Annotated in this window: 11 protein-coding genes and 2 pseudogenes; 3 read left to right on the forward strand and 10 right to left on the reverse strand. The window is 57.4% G+C overall.

Annotated elements, in window-relative coordinates; genetic code table 11:
* Nucleotides 1-10: 10 nt before the first annotated feature.
* Entirely contained in the window at nucleotides 11-742 is a 732-nt protein-coding gene (gene istB / locus ACOIX3_RS09035) for an IS21-like element helper ATPase IstB (RefSeq protein WP_420969444.1), read from the forward strand.
* Nucleotides 743-2015: 1273 nt separating this feature from the next.
* On the opposite strand, the gene ACOIX3_RS09040 is transcribed toward istB, so the two are convergent.
* From ACOIX3_RS09040 to ACOIX3_RS09060, 5 genes are all read right to left on the reverse strand, one after another.
* Nucleotides 2016-2147, reverse strand: coding sequence for a hypothetical protein (locus tag ACOIX3_RS09040; protein ID WP_420969445.1), 132 nt, complete (start codon nucleotides 2145-2147; stop codon nucleotides 2016-2018).
* A 643-nt stretch (nucleotides 2148-2790) separates the two neighbouring features.
* On the reverse strand, nucleotides 2791-3882 hold the full coding sequence (locus ACOIX3_RS09045) for an ABC transporter ATP-binding protein (RefSeq protein ID WP_420969446.1): 1092 nt from the start codon (nucleotides 3880-3882) through the stop codon (nucleotides 2791-2793).
* 20 nt (nucleotides 3883-3902) lie between these two features.
* Nucleotides 3903-4676 (reverse strand): ABC transporter permease, encoded by a 774-nt coding sequence (locus ACOIX3_RS09050; protein ID WP_420969447.1) that lies wholly within the window; start codon nucleotides 4674-4676, stop codon nucleotides 3903-3905.
* Between the two features lie 16 nt (nucleotides 4677-4692).
* Nucleotides 4693-5487, reverse strand: coding sequence for an ABC transporter permease (locus ACOIX3_RS09055; protein WP_420969448.1), 795 nt, complete (start codon nucleotides 5485-5487; stop codon nucleotides 4693-4695).
* Nucleotides 5488-5657: 170 nt separating this feature from the next.
* On the reverse strand, nucleotides 5658-6710 hold the full coding sequence (locus ACOIX3_RS09060) for an extracellular solute-binding protein (RefSeq protein WP_420969449.1): 1053 nt from the start codon (nucleotides 6708-6710) through the stop codon (nucleotides 5658-5660).
* Nucleotides 6711-8695: 1985 nt separating this feature from the next.
* Here ACOIX3_RS09060 and ACOIX3_RS09065 point away from each other — a divergent pair.
* A complete protein-coding gene (locus ACOIX3_RS09065) occupies nucleotides 8696-9709 on the forward strand; it encodes a 2-hydroxyacid dehydrogenase (protein ID WP_420969451.1) in 1014 nt (337 codons plus the stop codon).
* A gap of 899 nt (nucleotides 9710-10608) precedes the next feature.
* Here the strand turns inward: ACOIX3_RS09065 and tnpC (ACOIX3_RS09070) are convergent.
* Nucleotides 10609-11373 (reverse strand): annotated as a pseudogene (gene tnpC / locus ACOIX3_RS09070) (IS66 family transposase); the annotation flags it as partial.
* Nucleotides 11374-11433: 60 nt separating this feature from the next.
* Here tnpC (ACOIX3_RS09070) and ACOIX3_RS09075 point away from each other — a divergent pair.
* Entirely contained in the window at nucleotides 11434-12438 is a 1005-nt protein-coding gene (locus ACOIX3_RS09075; protein ID WP_420969452.1) for an IS110 family transposase, read from the forward strand.
* A gap of 229 nt (nucleotides 12439-12667) precedes the next feature.
* Here the strand turns inward: ACOIX3_RS09075 and tnpC (ACOIX3_RS09080) are convergent.
* The 4 genes and pseudogenes from tnpC (ACOIX3_RS09080) to ACOIX3_RS09095 all read right to left on the reverse strand — a co-directional run.
* A pseudogene (gene tnpC, locus ACOIX3_RS09080) lies at nucleotides 12668-13495 on the reverse strand (IS66 family transposase); the annotation flags it as partial.
* A 43-nt stretch (nucleotides 13496-13538) separates the two neighbouring features.
* Nucleotides 13539-13886 (reverse strand): IS66 family insertion sequence element accessory protein TnpB, encoded by a 348-nt coding sequence (gene tnpB, locus ACOIX3_RS09085; protein ID WP_050382259.1) that lies wholly within the window; start codon nucleotides 13884-13886, stop codon nucleotides 13539-13541.
* Nucleotides 13883-14278 carry an IS66-like element accessory protein TnpA gene (gene tnpA, locus ACOIX3_RS09090; protein WP_173637247.1) on the reverse strand — a complete coding sequence of 132 codons (396 nt, stop codon included), beginning with the start codon at nucleotides 14276-14278 and terminating at the stop codon, nucleotides 13883-13885. The genes tnpB and tnpA overlap by 4 nt, the downstream gene beginning before the upstream one ends.
* Nucleotides 14279-14446: 168 nt before the next feature.
* The gene (locus ACOIX3_RS09095; protein WP_420969453.1) at nucleotides 14447-15874 is read right to left on the reverse strand and encodes an IS1182 family transposase; all 1428 of its coding nucleotides are present in this window, start codon (nucleotides 15872-15874) and stop codon (nucleotides 14447-14449) included.
* Between the last annotated feature and the right edge of the window lie 106 nt (nucleotides 15875-15980).

The raw sequence follows: 15980 nt of genomic DNA on the forward strand, positions 1-15980 counted from the left end.
GGAGATCATTGTGCTCATTCATCCGACCGTCGAACGCCTGCGCGCGCTCGGCCTCACTGCCATGGCCGGCACCCTCATCGAGCTGCAGAACAATCCCGAGGCCGCCGACATGCCGCATCCCGATTGGCTCGGTCTCCTCGTCGATCGCGAGGTCACCGCCCGCGACAACCGCCGCCTCGTACGGCGCTTGAGCAGTGCCAAGCTCCGGCAGGCCGCCAGCATCGAGAATGTCGACTATCGCACCGCTCGCGGTCTCGACCGTTCGCTCTTTCAGAGCCTCGCCACCTGCCAATGGATCCGCGAGCACAACCATCTCGTCATCGTCGGTCCGACCGGCACCGGCAAGTCCTGGCTGGCTTGTGCGCTCGGCAACAGGGCCTGCCGCGATGGCTTCTCGGTCCTCTACAAGCGCGTGCCCCGCTTGTTCGCCGATCTCGCTCAGGCGCGTGGCGAAGGTCGTCTCGCCCGCCTGATCGCGGCGCTGAAGCGCGTCAATCTGCTCATTTTGGACGACTGGGGACCCGAAGCGCTCACTGCCGACCAGCGCCGTGATCTCCTCGAGATCGTTGATGATCGCTACGACAAGGGATCATTGTTGATCACAAGTCAGGTTCCCGTGGCGCAATGGCATGACGTAATTGCCGATCCCACGCTCGGCGACGCGATCCTGGACCGCATCATTCACAACGCCCACCGCATCGAGCTCAAAGGGCGACAGCCTGCGTCGTCGGGCCGACGATAGGACAACAGCGTGACCACGACGCGCCCGATCGCCCCACCGGCCCACAGGTCCCTCCCGCGCGCGCCGCTGCGTCGCTCGTGGGGGCCCACTCCGCGCCGCGCGCGGGGCCCTCCCATGGACCGCCGGACCGATCTCCGAGCCATCCCGCCCGTCTTGACCAGGAAGATCATTTCCAGCACAGATCAACACGTCAGTCGTGTTCGCCTCCGCAAGTGATCACCATCGTCTGGAATCCGTGATCGCGATCGCCTGGAACGGCTGATCACCATCCGTGGAATACGCAGCCGATAGGTCCGCGTCTGGCCATGGTCAATTCCAGCTGTCCATGAGGGACCGTACCCCCTGGCCGTTATGACTGTGAGGCAGCACATCGATAGCCTGGACGATGTCGAAGAAAACCGGTTACCCGTTCTCAGACCCGAGAATGCTGGATCTCACAACGGATGAAGGAAAATGGAAATGTCTGCTTGAGGCAGCCGACTCATGATCTCTGGAAAATCCATCGTATCCTCCTGCCAACAGTGGTCGCATCGCCTTCAGGGATGCCAAGAGATTCGGGTCCGCAAATCCCAACCGTTCGGTGGAAAGCCGTGCTCTGCCGTTGAGAGCCGCGCTCACTGAATACGTTCAAGTGTGCGCCGGATTCACTGGAATGAGGCGGATGTCATCGACGCAGATGACGATACTAAAACGTCGCCGGGCTTGGGCTGCCGTCCGAACGGGAAGCGATCCCGCATCGTCAATTGCGCACCATTGACGTCGAGTACGAGTCGCGTCGCCCTAGTAGGGTGACTGCAGAACGAGGGCTGTCTGTGCCACTCCCCTTGCCCCGTCTCCTGACGTGAAGATGCCGTCGATGTCCACAGTTCCGCAAGCAACAAGCATTAGCCGATGAATTTGCAACAAATGACGTCGACGGCGCTTCGTGGATTTCGCCGGCGTACCGACCAATTTCGACCTGACCAGCATTCATCACCACAACACGGTCGGACTGAGCCAGTGCCTCTTCCTGATCGTGTGTCACAAACAGGGTCGTGACGTCAACGCTGCGGATGACCTTCCGAAGCTCTTCGCATATGCGTACCCGAAGCATCCAGATTTGAGAAAGGCTCGTCGAAAAGGAGCACGGCTGGCCGCATCGCCGGAGCGCGCGCCACGCGCGATACATTGCTGCTGACCGCCGGATAGCTGGCTCGGCAGGCGCTGGGCTGCGTGCGGCAGTTCGGCCAGCTTGTCTCGCTGACGCGCTTCTCCCGTTCGGCGAGCCGCGATTTCAAGTTTCGAGGCCGAACGCGATATTCTCAGCCACCGCCATATGCGGGAACAGCGCGTAGCTTTGGAATATTATGCCGGTGTCGCGCCGGTAGGGAGGCTGGTCCGTCATGTCGACGCCATTGATACTCACTCACAGCCCCAGAGGTCGGCTTCTCAAAACCCGCAACGATGCGCAATGTCGTCGTCTTGCCGCAACCCGAAGGTCCAAGCAGACAAACGAGTTCGCCACGTCACACCGCCATCGATATGTTGGCGACGGCGATCGTCTCCCCCAAGTGTTTCGAGATAGATCGTAGTTCCAGCGTCATGGGAGTTTCGCATCGTTCTTTCTAGCTCTTTCAAAAGTGACTACATCCATCCTCCCGGCCTAGGCGAGCCCTTCGGTCCCAATCAACCGCTCGATTGTAAGGATCACGGCCATGGTGACCAAAATCATCAGGCTGGATACAGCAGCGACGAGCGGATTGTAGCTGGTCGACGTACGTAAAGATTTGGACAGGCAAGGTTCCATTGCCGCCAAAAGTGAGAAGGACGTTTCCGCAGGATGTCACAAAAGCAAAGATCGCAGCGGACAGCAGGCCGGGAAGGATTAGGGCAGTGTAATGCGCGGAATGACACTCCATGGCGTGGTCCGGAGGTTCATCGCTGTCTGTTTGGGTATCTGATCGTGCAGAGTGAGGCTGGCGAGTATGGCGCCGCACTCAACGCCGGATTTGCAGCATCAATGGATGATCCTAAGGATAACTAAACCCCAATCATGGATAGCCGGCGGTTCAGCTTGTCGTGCCCGCCGCTGGCACAACACGGACCTCGCTCGTGTTGAGTGAGACGTATAGTGTTTCTCCGGCCTTGGGATGTCGACCAAACGGAAACCGTTCGTGCATCATGAGCTGCTCTCCGTTAACGTCGAGAATGACGCGCGTTGCCCCCCCATAGTAGTGAGTTTCAAGTACCCTTGCCCTCGCGCCGAGGCCAGGAGCGCCGTCCGCGGCAAGGTGTAGGTGCTCGGGCCGGACGATGGCGCTTGCGGGACCCGGTTGGCAGATACCAGGCCAACTTAGGCCGCCTTTCGAAGTGAACGTTCCGGCCGCGTCGACAGTGCCATCGACCAGTGAACACCAGCCGATGAACTTTGCGACAAAGGTGCTTTCAGGGCTTTCGTAGATGTCACCCGGCGAACCGATTTGCTCGATCCTGCCGGCATTCATCACGACGATACGATCGGACATGGTCAACGCTTCCTCCTGATCGTGAGTTACGAACATGGTGGTCACGTCGACACCGCGAATCACCTCCCGCAGCTCCTCGCGCATGCGAATCCTGAGTTGCGCGTCGAGGTTCGAAAACGGTTCGTCGAGCAGAAGTACGGCCGGGCGCATGGCAAGGGCGCGGGCGAGGGCTATGCGCTGCTGCTGTCCGCCGGACAGCTGCGTCGGCAGCCGCTCCGCGAGGTGGGGAAGCTCAACAAGTTTGAGCATCTCGCTTACGCGCCTATCGCGGTCGGCCCGATTCCACTTGAGGTTCTCAAGCCCAAAAGCGATATTCTGCGCCACGGTCATGTGCGGGAAAAGGGCGTAACTCTGGAAAACCATCCCCGCATCGCGCCGGTAGGGCGGCTGGTGGGTCATGTCTTGATTGTTGATGCGGACGGTTCCGGACGTCGGCTCCACAAAACCGGCCACGATGCGGAGGGTCGTTGTTTTGCCGCAGCCGGATGGTCCGAGCAGACAGACAAGCTCGCCCCGCATCATGCCAAGAGATACATCGGCAACAGCGATTGAATCGCCGTAGTGCCGCGAGACGGATTGCAGTTCGACGACATAATCGCCCTGACCCTGCGGGCGGTTTGGAAGACTGCTCGACACAGCTGATACCCCTTTTCTAGTTAGGCGAGTCGTTCGGCGCCGATCAATCGCTCAATTGTCAATATGACTGCTAGAGTGACAAAGATCATGATGCTGGATACTGCCGCAATGAGCGGATCGTAGCTTGCGTCCATATAGGCAAACAGCTGGACCGGTAGCGTGGCGTTGCCGCCATACGTGAGGAATACGGAAACAGTTACGTTTCCGAACGAAGTCACGAACGCGAAGATCGCTGCCGACAGCAACCCGGGTAGAATGAGCGGCAGCGTGATCCGTCGCACCACGACAACGGGCGTTGCCCGGAGGTTCATCGCGGCTTCCTCGAGCACACGGTTATGTAGCGAGAGGCTCGCGAGGATAGTTCTGACAACGTATGGTAACGCAAGGACAAGATGACCGACGATCAGAGGGAGCATCGTTTGTGACAGATGCATCCATGAGAACAAATACAGAAGGCCTATACCCAGGACGACGGCGGGAACGACCAACGGTGAGAATGCGAGCGCCTGCAGCAACCCCTTTCCCGGGAAGGAAAACCTGTTGATGGCGAATGCCGCAGCGAAACCTACGCCCAGCGCCATAATCGCGACGATGATGGCAAGATAAGTGCTGGTCCACAGGGCGGACATGAATGGTTTGCTTTCGAAGGCGCGTTGATACCACTGGAGAGAGAAGCTAGGAGGTGGAAAGTTCATCGAAGTCCCGCTGGTGAAGGACGAAACGATAACCAGCACAGCGGGCAGTGCGAGCACGCTGTAAACGACGGCCCGAACCAAGGCGCCGGTAACCTTCATGGCATAGTCGCTAAAATCATACCGCACGTCGACGCCCACCCATCACATAGCGCGACGCGGCCAGTGCGTTGAATGCCGCAGTAAAGCCGAGTCCGGCCACGAACAGGATAAAGGCCATCGCGGCGCCGGACGGCCAGTTGAATTCTGACATGATGCGTTCATAGATTAAGCTGCCCAGCATTGTCACGCGGTTGCCGCCGATAACGCGGGGCGTGATGAACGCCGAAATGGACAGCACGAAGACCAAACTGAAGCCGACCAGAATGCCCGGGATCGCCAGCGGAACGATCACGCGGCGGAACGTAACGAACCGGTTGGCGCGCAAGTTGGAGGCTGCGTGTTCAAGCATGGGATCGATCTGTGTCACAACGGCCATAACCGACAGGATCATGAACGGCAGAAACTGCTGCACGAGGACGAGAATGACGGCCGGTCGCGTAAAGAGGAAGGTCGCCGGTGACGACATCATGCCGAGATTGACCAAGACGGCGTTGAGAAGCCCGTTTCGTCCGAGGATGATCAGCCAGCCGAAGACGATCACAACTAGGCTCAGCGTCAACGGCATGATCACGACGATTGTCCGCCAGCGACGTGCGAGAGGCGGAAGGCGCGCAAGCGAATACCCTGTCGGAAAGCCAAGCACCAAGCAAATCACGCTGACGATCAATCCGTCAACAAACGTTTCCCAAAGGATCGACGAATAATAAGAGTCCGCGAAGAAGCGCAGGTAGTGTCTGAGCGTATAACCTGATCCATCCAGGAGATAGTCTCCGTCTAGGAAACTGGAGCGGAGCACGCCCGCCACCGGCACTATCAGAAATCCTACAAGGAGTAGAACCATCGGTGCTAGCAGGATTACTGCAGTGAAATTACGGCTTTGTCGGAGCGGGTGACCCATGACTTACCCTTAAAACTCAATCGACGTGCAGGTACAGGGTCGCCCAAACACCGCGCAATCCGGCACCCAAGAGAGCAATAGCCTCAACCGCGGAGAATTTTGTTGATGCGCTCGATCCGCGTGCTGCCGTCGGCCATCCACTTCTCCCAGTCGACAGTCTTCTTTAGGGCAATCCGCTCAGGTGAATTGAATGTCAGCTCGTTCGCGATGGCACCCGGCAGCTTGACGTCCGTGGTCACACCGAACCGCATTACCTGCGGCAGACCCAGCATGCCTTCGTCAGACAGCGCCTGATTGAGGAAGGCGAATGCCGCCTCAGGATGCTTAGCATTCTTCACGACATTCATGTAGGAGGTCGCTCCATAGATGCCATGCGGCGAATATACACTCTCGATTGGATGGCCTTTCGAACGCAACTCGTACCCTCGAGCATCTGATATAACGCCAGCAGAGGCTTCCTCGTTTTCAAACATCTGGACCATCGCAACTGTACTCTGCGTAAGCGCGAGAATATTAGATTTGGCCTGTTCGAGTAGTTTGTATGCCGGCTCCATGTCGGAGACAGAACCACCGTTTTCCTCCGCCAACGCGAGCAAATACAGATTCCACGTGGCGGAGATTGGGGCGGGGAGAGCCAGCCGGCCCTTTAGATCGGGCCTTGTTATATCGGTGTAAGTAGTCAATGGTCTTTTGACGAGTCGTGAGTTATACATTGGTATCATGCTAAATGTGTTATACGGAACACCATAATCGCCGTACTCGCGAAATCCTGGAAGAATACGCTTGATGTTGGGCACCTCTGCTTCCCCAACTTTTTCAATAACATCGGCTTTGAGCGCCTCAAGCATATACGCGCTATCTGCTTGATACACATCAAACGGCGGGTTTTTCTTGTTCGCCACGATCTTGACCAAGTCTGCGGCCTGTGTGCCCGCCGTGATCTGGACTTTTAGCCCGGTCCTTTCCTCAAGCGGTGCTGCAACGTACTTCTGAATGGTTTCGTCGTACAAACCGCCCCATCCGTCAACGAGGAGGGTAACGCCAGCGAACTTCTTGTTCTGGGCCTGAACGTAAGGCGCCGCTAACGCGGTCATCGTCGTTGCGGTCGCCAGTTTCAGAAATGTGCGTCTCTTCATTCCCCATTCTCCTCATGTTTGCCTGGTTCTACCGACGCGATGAGCCGCGGCGGGCAATTGCTTTCTCATCGGGCACTCTGGTGAGACAACCGATACAATGAAACTCGCGATCTCTGGGTCGACAAGACCTCGCACTCAGGGCCAAAATCTACCACTCACCCGTCTGGAGATTTCCTCCCGGGTAGCCGCTGCTCAGCCGCAAACTCGACAAGGTTCTGGACACCAACGCGATCGAGCGCTCGAGAACGTCGTCCGTATTGTGATCTTCGCGGGAGTCTCAGGTCATCAACGCCAATATGCATCCATGACAGGATCACCTCCTCTTTGTTCCCCTCAGTTGAGATGAGATTACTTATTTCTCGTGCCGCAACGTAGAGAACGAATCCACCTAGCGGTCGAGGAAGCCGAGCTGTCGCCTTGAAGGCCACGAGCAGCATCAGCTTGTTACCCAGCCCAAACCCTCGGAACCCAGCAGTCGATGAACCTAGCCGAGCTCCGCGATCAAGGGCAGATCTCTGAGCGTGACGTGCCGCGACTTCGCAATGACCTTGCAAATACTCTTCGGCTGACCCGCCCTAGTCACGCAAATAATACCGCCCCCAAAATCCGATTTTGACGAATATTGGAGTGCGTGTTGCAGAAATTCTGCGTCTGACTTGCAGAATGCGAAGCTTTCATGCCGCACGGTCGCGTAGCCCGATCAGGGGCACCAAGGTGATCTGGGTTTTTCGAACGGGGAAAGGTTGACGACGGCCGCCAGATCGGTTCAAGCCTTTCCCGCGCTGCAATCGAAACTTTTGCGCGAAAACTCGGCATGCTTGGCATGCTCCCTATTGAGACCTTGTCGTTTTGTTTGCGTTGAGCGATGCGCAGACGACTTTCAACGACGCATTGTACATTGGCGGCACCTGGTCGGTCGGTAATACCTACGCCGCTGTAAACTCCTACACTGTTCCGTTCGGCCTTTATGGCGGCACGAACAATCCGACGTCTACGGCTCGATCACCGGCAGCTATTTGTGGGGCAGCGTCTATACGCCGACGGCCCGCACGGGCGCAGGCATCACAGTTGGTCCGGTCGGCCAGCAACTAACGAAGGCGTACGGCGGCTCGATCGCGTTTGAGCATGGCTGGAACGCCGAGTGGCGGACCTCCGTCTTCCGCGGCGTCCAGGTCGTGAACTACAACGAGGCAGCTAATGCCATCTTGTGCTCGCAGTTTGGAGCCGCAGCACGTCGGGTCAGTTGGTGAACCTGGCAGGCGCGAACGTATCAAATACGTCGGCTTGCAACTGGGATTACCAGCGTTGCTGGTGTCGGCGGCCGCACCTAGGGATCGAACGTCTGCTCGTAGCCCCTTTTCGCCTCGCTGCCATCGAGTCGATCTAACCCAACAGCATCCCTGCTTCATCCCTTCCGCCAGGGATCCATCGAAGCCGATCGGCCTTACCACGCCCTAAAGCTTGACTTGGCGATAACGCACAGCTGACCGCTTCTCCTTAGGGGCCGTTTCGCGAAAGAGAATCCATCACCTAGCGTGGAGTTTGTGCCCGGTCGGATAATTTGGTCGTGACGGGACGCAGGATCGCGGTGTCGTCTAAAACAATCTGATGCCCTGAACGCCGCTGAGATTGGAACGGTCGCCGAGCGGGTTCTGTATATGGCTTGGAGCCGATCGCAGTCTCACTCGCGTAGCGGGATCACTCAAGCACGCTTGAGAAACACGAAAACTACTGGTCTAGCGCGCTAATCAGCATCTCACCGAGAAGGTGAGGAGAAATCGCGTTATTGTCAATCGGCAACCCATTCGAGGAAGCAGATTTCCTGCGTGGAAGCGGGCTTCCTAGCAGAAATGCGCTCTGTCGGCCTCGCACTTCGCAGTCAAGCCCTAAGGCGAAAAGCGTATGGTGAATATGTCGACGGAAACAGATGCTGTCACCTTGCGGGAACACGCCGAGGCATGAACTAACTAAGGAGAATTGGTGCAATGAAAGTTCTATGTTTGTGGTATGCGACGGACGATGAGATAGCCTACATTAAAAACGCAATGCCGGCGGGAACAGAGGTTGTGGCTCCGAAAGGTGAATACTTTTCCCGTTTTGAATGTGCTTACTCAGAACTCTCGCCTCTCGCCGTTGATGCCGATGCGTTCATCGGCTTCGCGCTTCCTAAAGGTTTGATTGGAGTAGCAGAAAAACTTAAGCTATACTGTACGTTGCACACGGGTATTGATGACCTCGACAAGCCGCTCTTAAAACAGCGCGGCATCAGAGTCGCTAATACCCGCGGCGCAAACGCGGTCGCATGTGCAGAGCATGCAATGATGTTGATGCTCGCTCTTGCAAAGCAGACCTTGTACAAACATCAACAGTTGCTCGAGGGGCGCCGAATATTTCCGACCTGGGAAGACGGCACGCGATCTGCGACCCTACAGGGTCGTACTGTCGGCGTGATCGGCGTTGGAGCCATCGGGAGTCGCGTCGCGCAATATGCCAAGGGATTCGATATGCATGTTCTCGGCGTGCGGCGAAACAAGGCGAACTCGGTCGAACACGTGGATTCGATGCATTCAATGGACGAGCTGCATACTGTTCTACCGAAATGTGACTACGTGGTGGTGGCAACTCCTTTTACAGACGAAACCAGTCGGTTTTTCGGAAAGGCTGAGTTCGCTGCCATGAAGCCATCCTCTTTTCTAATAAACATCTCGCGCGGGAAGTGCATTCAAGAACAACCTCTCTATGAGGCGCTTACGTCCGGTCGTTTGCGGGGCTTCGCAGCGGATGTCTGGCCTCGGTACGAATATGGGGAAACCTTTCCGATCGGCTATACATCACGTTTGGAAATTCACAAGCTTCCGAACGTCATTGGCTCGCTTGGCGAAGCTGGCAATGCTGATGACGTCAAGGAACGGCACATTCAGTGGGGTACAGAGAGCCTATCAGACTTTGCAAGAGGAAAGCCAATCAGGCGCGAGGTGAACCTCGATGAGGGCTACTAGACGGACGGGCCTGAGCGCGATTTCCGTTTGTGAACGTTGACTAAGCAAAGGGGTTGTCGGTTGAGGTCGGCAACCCACCAAGATAGCAGATTTACAAGTAGAGCCATACTTGGGTAGCCCTACCCGAGAGGACACAGTGATCACAAATACATCGATTGGATACGTCGGAAGATCTTTTTATCTCGCCGTTCTCCAGACATTTTGACGTGGGGTTATGTGGCTCTACCGAAATCTCGCTCTGACATTCAGCTAAATGTGCCGCGTTTGCCGAAGGCTCCAAACTTTGAGAGGGGGAGCCATCATGAGCAGGACGACGAACAGGTTTCACCCGAGGTCTGAGCCCGTCCGGTTCGGATGGTTTGGATCACGAGGGCGGTTCGCGCTGGGCGCGGCGGTTTCCTCGTTTGCGGCGAAGATTAGCTGCACGGCGCAGACGCTCAATGAGTGGGTGAAGAGTATCGCTCCAGCGAGGTCCTCAACGGAGGGATACATCCCATATCAAGGAGCCGTCGATGTAAACTGATGCGCGACCGCAGTCTTTGAGCGAGTATCTTAGTCCTCTTAGCCTTGAATGTAAGACCCCATGGTGCGCCCCGACGGCGCGTATTACCAGTGGAGGAAGGATCCACCCAGAGAATTGTCGATTGATCTGGTAGCTGACGAGCGGTTTGGACGAGCAATCGGACAGATCGAAGCCTAGTGACAAAGGTCGCTTTGGGCGGCCGAGCAATCCAGCGGGCGGTAACGTGAGTGAAGCCTGAGCACGCCTCGAAAGTTACGATGTGAATACCGACCCGATCGTACCGCGGGGAAGGCCGGGTCGACAGAGAAGCAATCGACACATGCACCGTACGCATCCGGTCAGCACCCCGGGCAGGCGCGCCGGTCAGCCGTGGCGCTCAGGCGGCAGCCGCTCTGGACTGTTGGGTCGCCTTCCAATTCCACGGGAGCAGGTCGGCGACTTTGTTGACGGGGTGATCTGGAAGCCTGGCCAACACATCCGCGAGCCAGGCTTGCGGATCAACGTCGTTCATCTTGCAGGTTTCGATCAGGGTATAGACGGCGGCGGCGCGATGGCCGCCGGCATCTGAACCGGCGAAGGTCCAATTTCGTCTTCCGACAGCCACACCGCGTAACGCTCGTTCGGCAGCGTTGTTCGAGAGGCAGACGCGACCATCGTCCAGGAAGCGGGTGAACGCCGCCCAACGGTTGAGCAGGTAGTTGATCGCCTTTGCAGTATCGTTGCCTGATGAGAGCAAGGTCCGCTGCTGGCGCATCCAGATCTCGAGATCAGCAACGATTGGTGCTGACTTCTCTCGACGTACCGCAAGCCGCTGTTCTGGCGTTTTGCCGTTGATGGTGCGCTCGATCTCGAACAGGATATCGATGCGTCGCACGGCCTCGCTGGCAATCGGCGCCTCTCCAGATTTCGCCAGGTCGAAGAACTTTCTGCGGCCGTGGCTCCAACAGGCCGCTTCAAGGATCGGAGCCGGCTTCCTTTGGGCTTTGTAGAGCTGGTTATATCCATCGAAGGCATCGGCCTGCATCAGGCCCACATAGCCGGCGAGATGGCTTTGCGGATGCTCTCCAGCCCGGTTGCGTGAGTAGTAGAACAGGGCCGCCGGCGGATCCGTGCCGCCAAACGGCCGGTCATCGCGAACATAATGAGATGGACGGTCCCCGCCCTGATAAGCTGCGAAAGAGCACCCCAAGGAGGACAAGTTATGGCTATGACGACAATCGGGCTTGATATCTCGAAGAGCTGGTTTCAAATCCACTGGATTACGGCGGATGGAGAAATTATCCGCAAGAAGCTCGCCCGCGGCAAGGTTCTGGATTTCTTTTCACGGCTTCCAAGTTGTCTCGTTGGTCTTGAGGCTTGCGGCAGTGCTCATCATTGGGCTCGTGAACTAATAAAGCTTGGACACAAAGCGCGTCTTATGCCGGCCCGCTACGTACGAGCCTACGTGAAGACAAACAAGCATGATGCTGCTGATGCGGAGGCGTGCTGGGAAGCCGTCCAACGGCCTGGCATGCGCTTTGTCCCTGTAAAAACTGTCGAACAGCAGGGAATTCTAATGCTCCATCGCGCGCGCGATTTGCTCATCCGACAGCGCACAGGCGCGATAAATGCTCTGCGTGGTCATTTGGGCGAGTTGGGGATCGTGACCGGGAAGGGAAAAGCAAGCGCGAGAGAGCTCATGGCACTCGTGGACGTTGACGAGCGTATTCCACAGAGCGCGCGTAGCGCCCTTTCAATCCTTGTCGATCAGATCGAAGACCTTGAGCTACACATTGAAAGCTACGAGAAGATGATCCTTGCAACTGCCAAAGACAATGAAGTGTGTCGGCGTCTCATGAAGGTGGCGGGCGTCGGCCCATTTGCCGCCACCGCCCTGGCGGCGTCTGTCGACCATCCACAACAGTTCGCATCGGCAAGGCATTTCGCTGCCTGGCTTGGATTAGTACCGAAGCAGCATTCGACCGGGGGTAAGGAGCGTTTGGGTGGTATCAGTAAGCGCGGCGACGGCTACATTCGTAAGTTGCTGATACATGGCGCCCGAGCGGCCGTTCATCGCGTCCGTATCCATCAGGTCACCAACACCTGGATAACAGAGCTGCTCGGCAGGCGTCCCTTCAATGTCGTGACGGTGGCGCTTGCTCACAAAACCGCACGGATCGCTTGGGCGATCATGGCCACTGGTGAAGAGTACCGCGCGCAAGTATAGATCGAGCGTGGTTCCGTTTGCGAGGGCAAAAGCAGAGTGATGGCAACCGGTCGGACCGGGGTCGGCTAAGCCCGTTGGACCTATCGAGCTTCAGAGCTCGCCAACATAATTGGGCGCCGATCCGCGGATCTCATCAAGGCTCGTGGCATTGCCATAAAGCCGGATAGATAGCTGCAAACGATCGTTAGCCGGAACAAAGCGAATGGCCTTGCAAAGCGGGGACCGTCCATAGATAGGTCCAGATCCGGCCGGTAACCGTCTTGAGCTTGGCCAGCACCGGCACCGTCGTATCGTCGGCGTGGATGCGTTCCGCGCTCATGACGTGGATCCGGATTGCCTCAATGATGGGATCGAGTGCCACCACGCAGGCGCCGATCCGATCCGCCAGGGTCGAGACGTCGATCTCGATCCCTTCGCGGGCATAGGTCTTGCTCTGTCGGTTCAACGGCTGGTGCAGCAGGAACTTGTTGACCAGCACCATCGCCAGCAGGCTCGGCCCGGCATAGCCTCGCGGGATCGGATGGGAGGGCGCCGGCGCCTCGGTGATTGCCTCACAATCCCGGCAGGAGAACTTTTCGCGGACATGCTCGATAATCTTCCAGCGCCGCGGCTCACATTCCAGGGTCTTCGATACCACCTCGCCGAGCTTGTGCAGTCGCTCGCTGCCGCACTTGCCACATACGCAAGGAGCGGGTTCGACGATGCGTTCGATCGGCAGATTGTCCGGCAACGGACGTCGCGGCGGCCGTGGATTTTGCACGCGCTGCTGTTTGGCGGCTTCCGGCGCTGCGAGCTCGGCCTTGGTTTCCTGCTCAGCCTGGGTCTCTTCAAGATCCTCGATGGCGAGTTCGAGCTGCTCGACCAGCAGCTTGCCGCGCTCAGAAGATTGCCCGAACTGTTCTCGCCGTGCCTTGGCCAGCATCAGCTTCAGCCGCTCGATCTCCAGTCGGCCGACGGTCACCTCGCTCTTCGCCAGCGTCAGCTGCTCGCGCTGCGCAATGATCATCGCGTGTGCTGCGGCAAGGTCGGTGGGAAGCGGATCGGCGGGCGTCGTCACGAGGACGAATCAACCATATTCGTCGCAAAAAATCCCGCTCGATTTAACCGGAAGCCTGTGGACGCCAGGTTGCCTGCGGCATCCGCCAATCAATTCCGGAGAGGAGATAGGATAGCTGCGCAACGCTGATCGTCACAACGCCGTCCGCCATTGATGGCCACAAAAAGCGGCCTCGCTCCAGCCGCTTCGTGAACAGACACGCGCCTTGGCCATCATGCCAGATGATCTTGATCAGGTCGCCGCGGCGGCCTCTAAAAACATAGAGATCACCGGCATGCGGATCACGCTTCAAACTCTCCTGGACCAGACGCGCGAGGCTCGGGAAGCCGCGGCGCATATCGGTGTGGCCGGTCGCAAGCCACACCCGCACATTACCCGGTATGGCAATCATCGGCGCTCAAGTACCTCGAGGACCCGCGCCAGCGCTTCTGGATCGACGTGCGAATCCACTCGGATCCGTCGCCGGTTACCGAGGTCGATCTCGATCAATCCAATACGCGCGGCCACTACAGACCGCCCTCGGCTATCACCCGCAGGTAAGAGCTTCGGAGTTTCCTCCGCCTCCGTGGCGGCGATCTGCACCGGCGCAAAAGACGGTGCGACCTGCTCGGATGTCCGCGCTTGACGACGCCAGGTGAACACCAGGCTGGCCGCTACTCCGTTGCGACGTGCAACCGCTGTCACCTTTGCGCCCGGCGCCAACGTCTCCTCGACAATCCGTGCCTTGTCATCCTGCGACCAACGCCGCCGACGCTCCAGCCCGCCCAAAACCTCGACCCGCATCGCCTGATGACCTTAAAGCTAGCAGACCGTGTGAAAAGTCCATGGTATTTCCGACCCGTATTGGCTTGCGCTCGCTCCAGCAAATATTTGATGATCTGACCGACGAACGTTGTCCTTAGCCGTTCAGGAGGACTATGAAGTCGCATTTTTCGTGCTGTCGCCCGAATTTCACGCAGGCACGGCTGCCAGAAGTGCTTTCGTGCCAAGGATGTTGAGCGCTCTTCGGAGATTGTAGACGAGCGCCGTTAAGCTGAACTCGGCGCGCACGTTTTCGAGCCCGCGCATAAGGAAGGCGCCCTGGTTCATCCACTGCTTGATCGTGCCGAAAGGATGTTCGACGATTTCGCGGCGCCGGTTAAGGATTTCTGGGTTCTCCGACACACGCTCCGCCATGCGGTCGAGTACGCCTTCATTGTCAAGACGCGAGATGTGGCGAATATCTTTCGTACAGCGTGAGCGCAGGGGACACGCACGGCACGCCTTTGGATTTCCGTATTCGATCTTCTTCAGTTCGCGCAGTCGGCTTTCACGTATCCGTTTCAGCGACTGCCCGACCGGACAGACGTAGGCGTCGCTCACACTATCGTAGCGGAACTCGTCCTTGCGAAAGAAGCCATTCTTCACTGCCGCCCCTCGCTGCGGCCGTGGCATGTAGGGTATCAGAGCTGTCTGCTCGCACGCCTCAATGTCCTCTATCTTGTAATAGCCTTTGTCGGCAACGATGTTGATTTTTTCGACATCAAGTATAGCTCGCGCGGGCTCGGCGGTTCGTTGCAAAAGACCCATGTCCAGGACATCGTTTGATACCGCCTGTTCGACGATCATCTTGTTCTTTGCATCCACCGCGATCTGAACATTGTAACCGACGCCCACTTTGGTATGCCCGGCCATGGCGCGGCTGTCAGGATCGGTCATCGATACTTGATCATCGCCGCTCCTCTCCAGGATCTTCAAATAAGCTGCATATTCCGCGCGCTTTCTCTTGAGAGCCTCGATCTTCTCAGCAAGATTCCTAGTGCGCGCCCCCGGCATCGCGTGCTCGATCTCATCGCCCGTGTCGAGCCGTGCTAGATAGTCATCAAGCTTCTTGTCGGCGGCGGCGATGAATTTATCCAGTGATGCCTTCGTAAAGTTCCTATCCTTGTTGTTGACGGCCTTGATGCGCGTGCCATCAATCGCTAGGAGCTCTCGCCCGAAGAGATCGAGACGTCGGCATAAGACCGTGAACTCGCGAAAAACCGATTTGAACGCCGCACGGTTGTCGCTCCTGAAATCAGCTATGGTCTTAAAATCCGGCTTGAGAGTTCGTAGCAACCAAATTACTTCCATGTTCCGATGGCATTCGGCTTCCAGCCGTCGGCTCGAACGAACATGATTGAGATAGCCGTAAATATAAAGCTTTAGCAGGTCCCCCGGATCGTAACCCGGTCGCCCTATGACCTTCGCCTCCACCCGCGCGAAGCCTGAACTCTTGAGATCAAGCCCATCGACAAAGGCATCAATAAAGCGGACCGGATTCTCGACGTCGACGTAATCGTCGATCGCCTCGGGCAAAAGCAGCAGCTGCGAGCGATCCGAGCCAGAAATGTGTGCCATGCGCGATTCTAACGCAACGGCCCTGTCATTGGAATCCGCCTCGGGGACTTTTCACACGGTCTGCTAGACTTAAGGTCACACGCTTGGCGAATTACAGCGTGTCAGA

Origin of the sequence: Bradyrhizobium sp. B120 (assembly GCF_049075665.1) — a bacterium.
In the GTDB taxonomy this organism is placed as follows: Bacteria; Pseudomonadota; Alphaproteobacteria; order Rhizobiales; family Xanthobacteraceae; genus Bradyrhizobium.

Excerpts from the sequence above, each read along its gene's own strand:
- ACOIX3_RS09065 (WP_420969451.1), top strand. The coding sequence starts at position 8,696 with ATGAAAGTTCTATGTTTGTGGTATGCGACGGACGATGAGATAGCCTAC.
- ACOIX3_RS09095 (WP_420969453.1), bottom strand. The coding sequence starts at position 15,874 with ATGGCACACATTTCTGGCTCGGATCGCTCGCAGCTGCTGCTTTTGCCC.
- ACOIX3_RS09060 (WP_420969449.1), bottom strand. The coding sequence starts at position 6,710 with ATGAAGAGACGCACATTTCTGAAACTGGCGACCGCAACGACGATGACC.
- ACOIX3_RS09075 (WP_420969452.1), top strand. The coding sequence starts at position 11,434 with ATGGCTATGACGACAATCGGGCTTGATATCTCGAAGAGCTGGTTTCAA.
- ACOIX3_RS09050 (WP_420969447.1), bottom strand. The coding sequence starts at position 4,676 with ATGAAGGTTACCGGCGCCTTGGTTCGGGCCGTCGTTTACAGCGTGCTC.
- tnpA (WP_173637247.1), bottom strand. The coding sequence starts at position 14,278 with ATGCGGGTCGAGGTTTTGGGCGGGCTGGAGCGTCGGCGGCGTTGGTCG.
- tnpB (WP_050382259.1), bottom strand. The coding sequence starts at position 13,886 with ATGATTGCCATACCGGGTAATGTGCGGGTGTGGCTTGCGACCGGCCAC.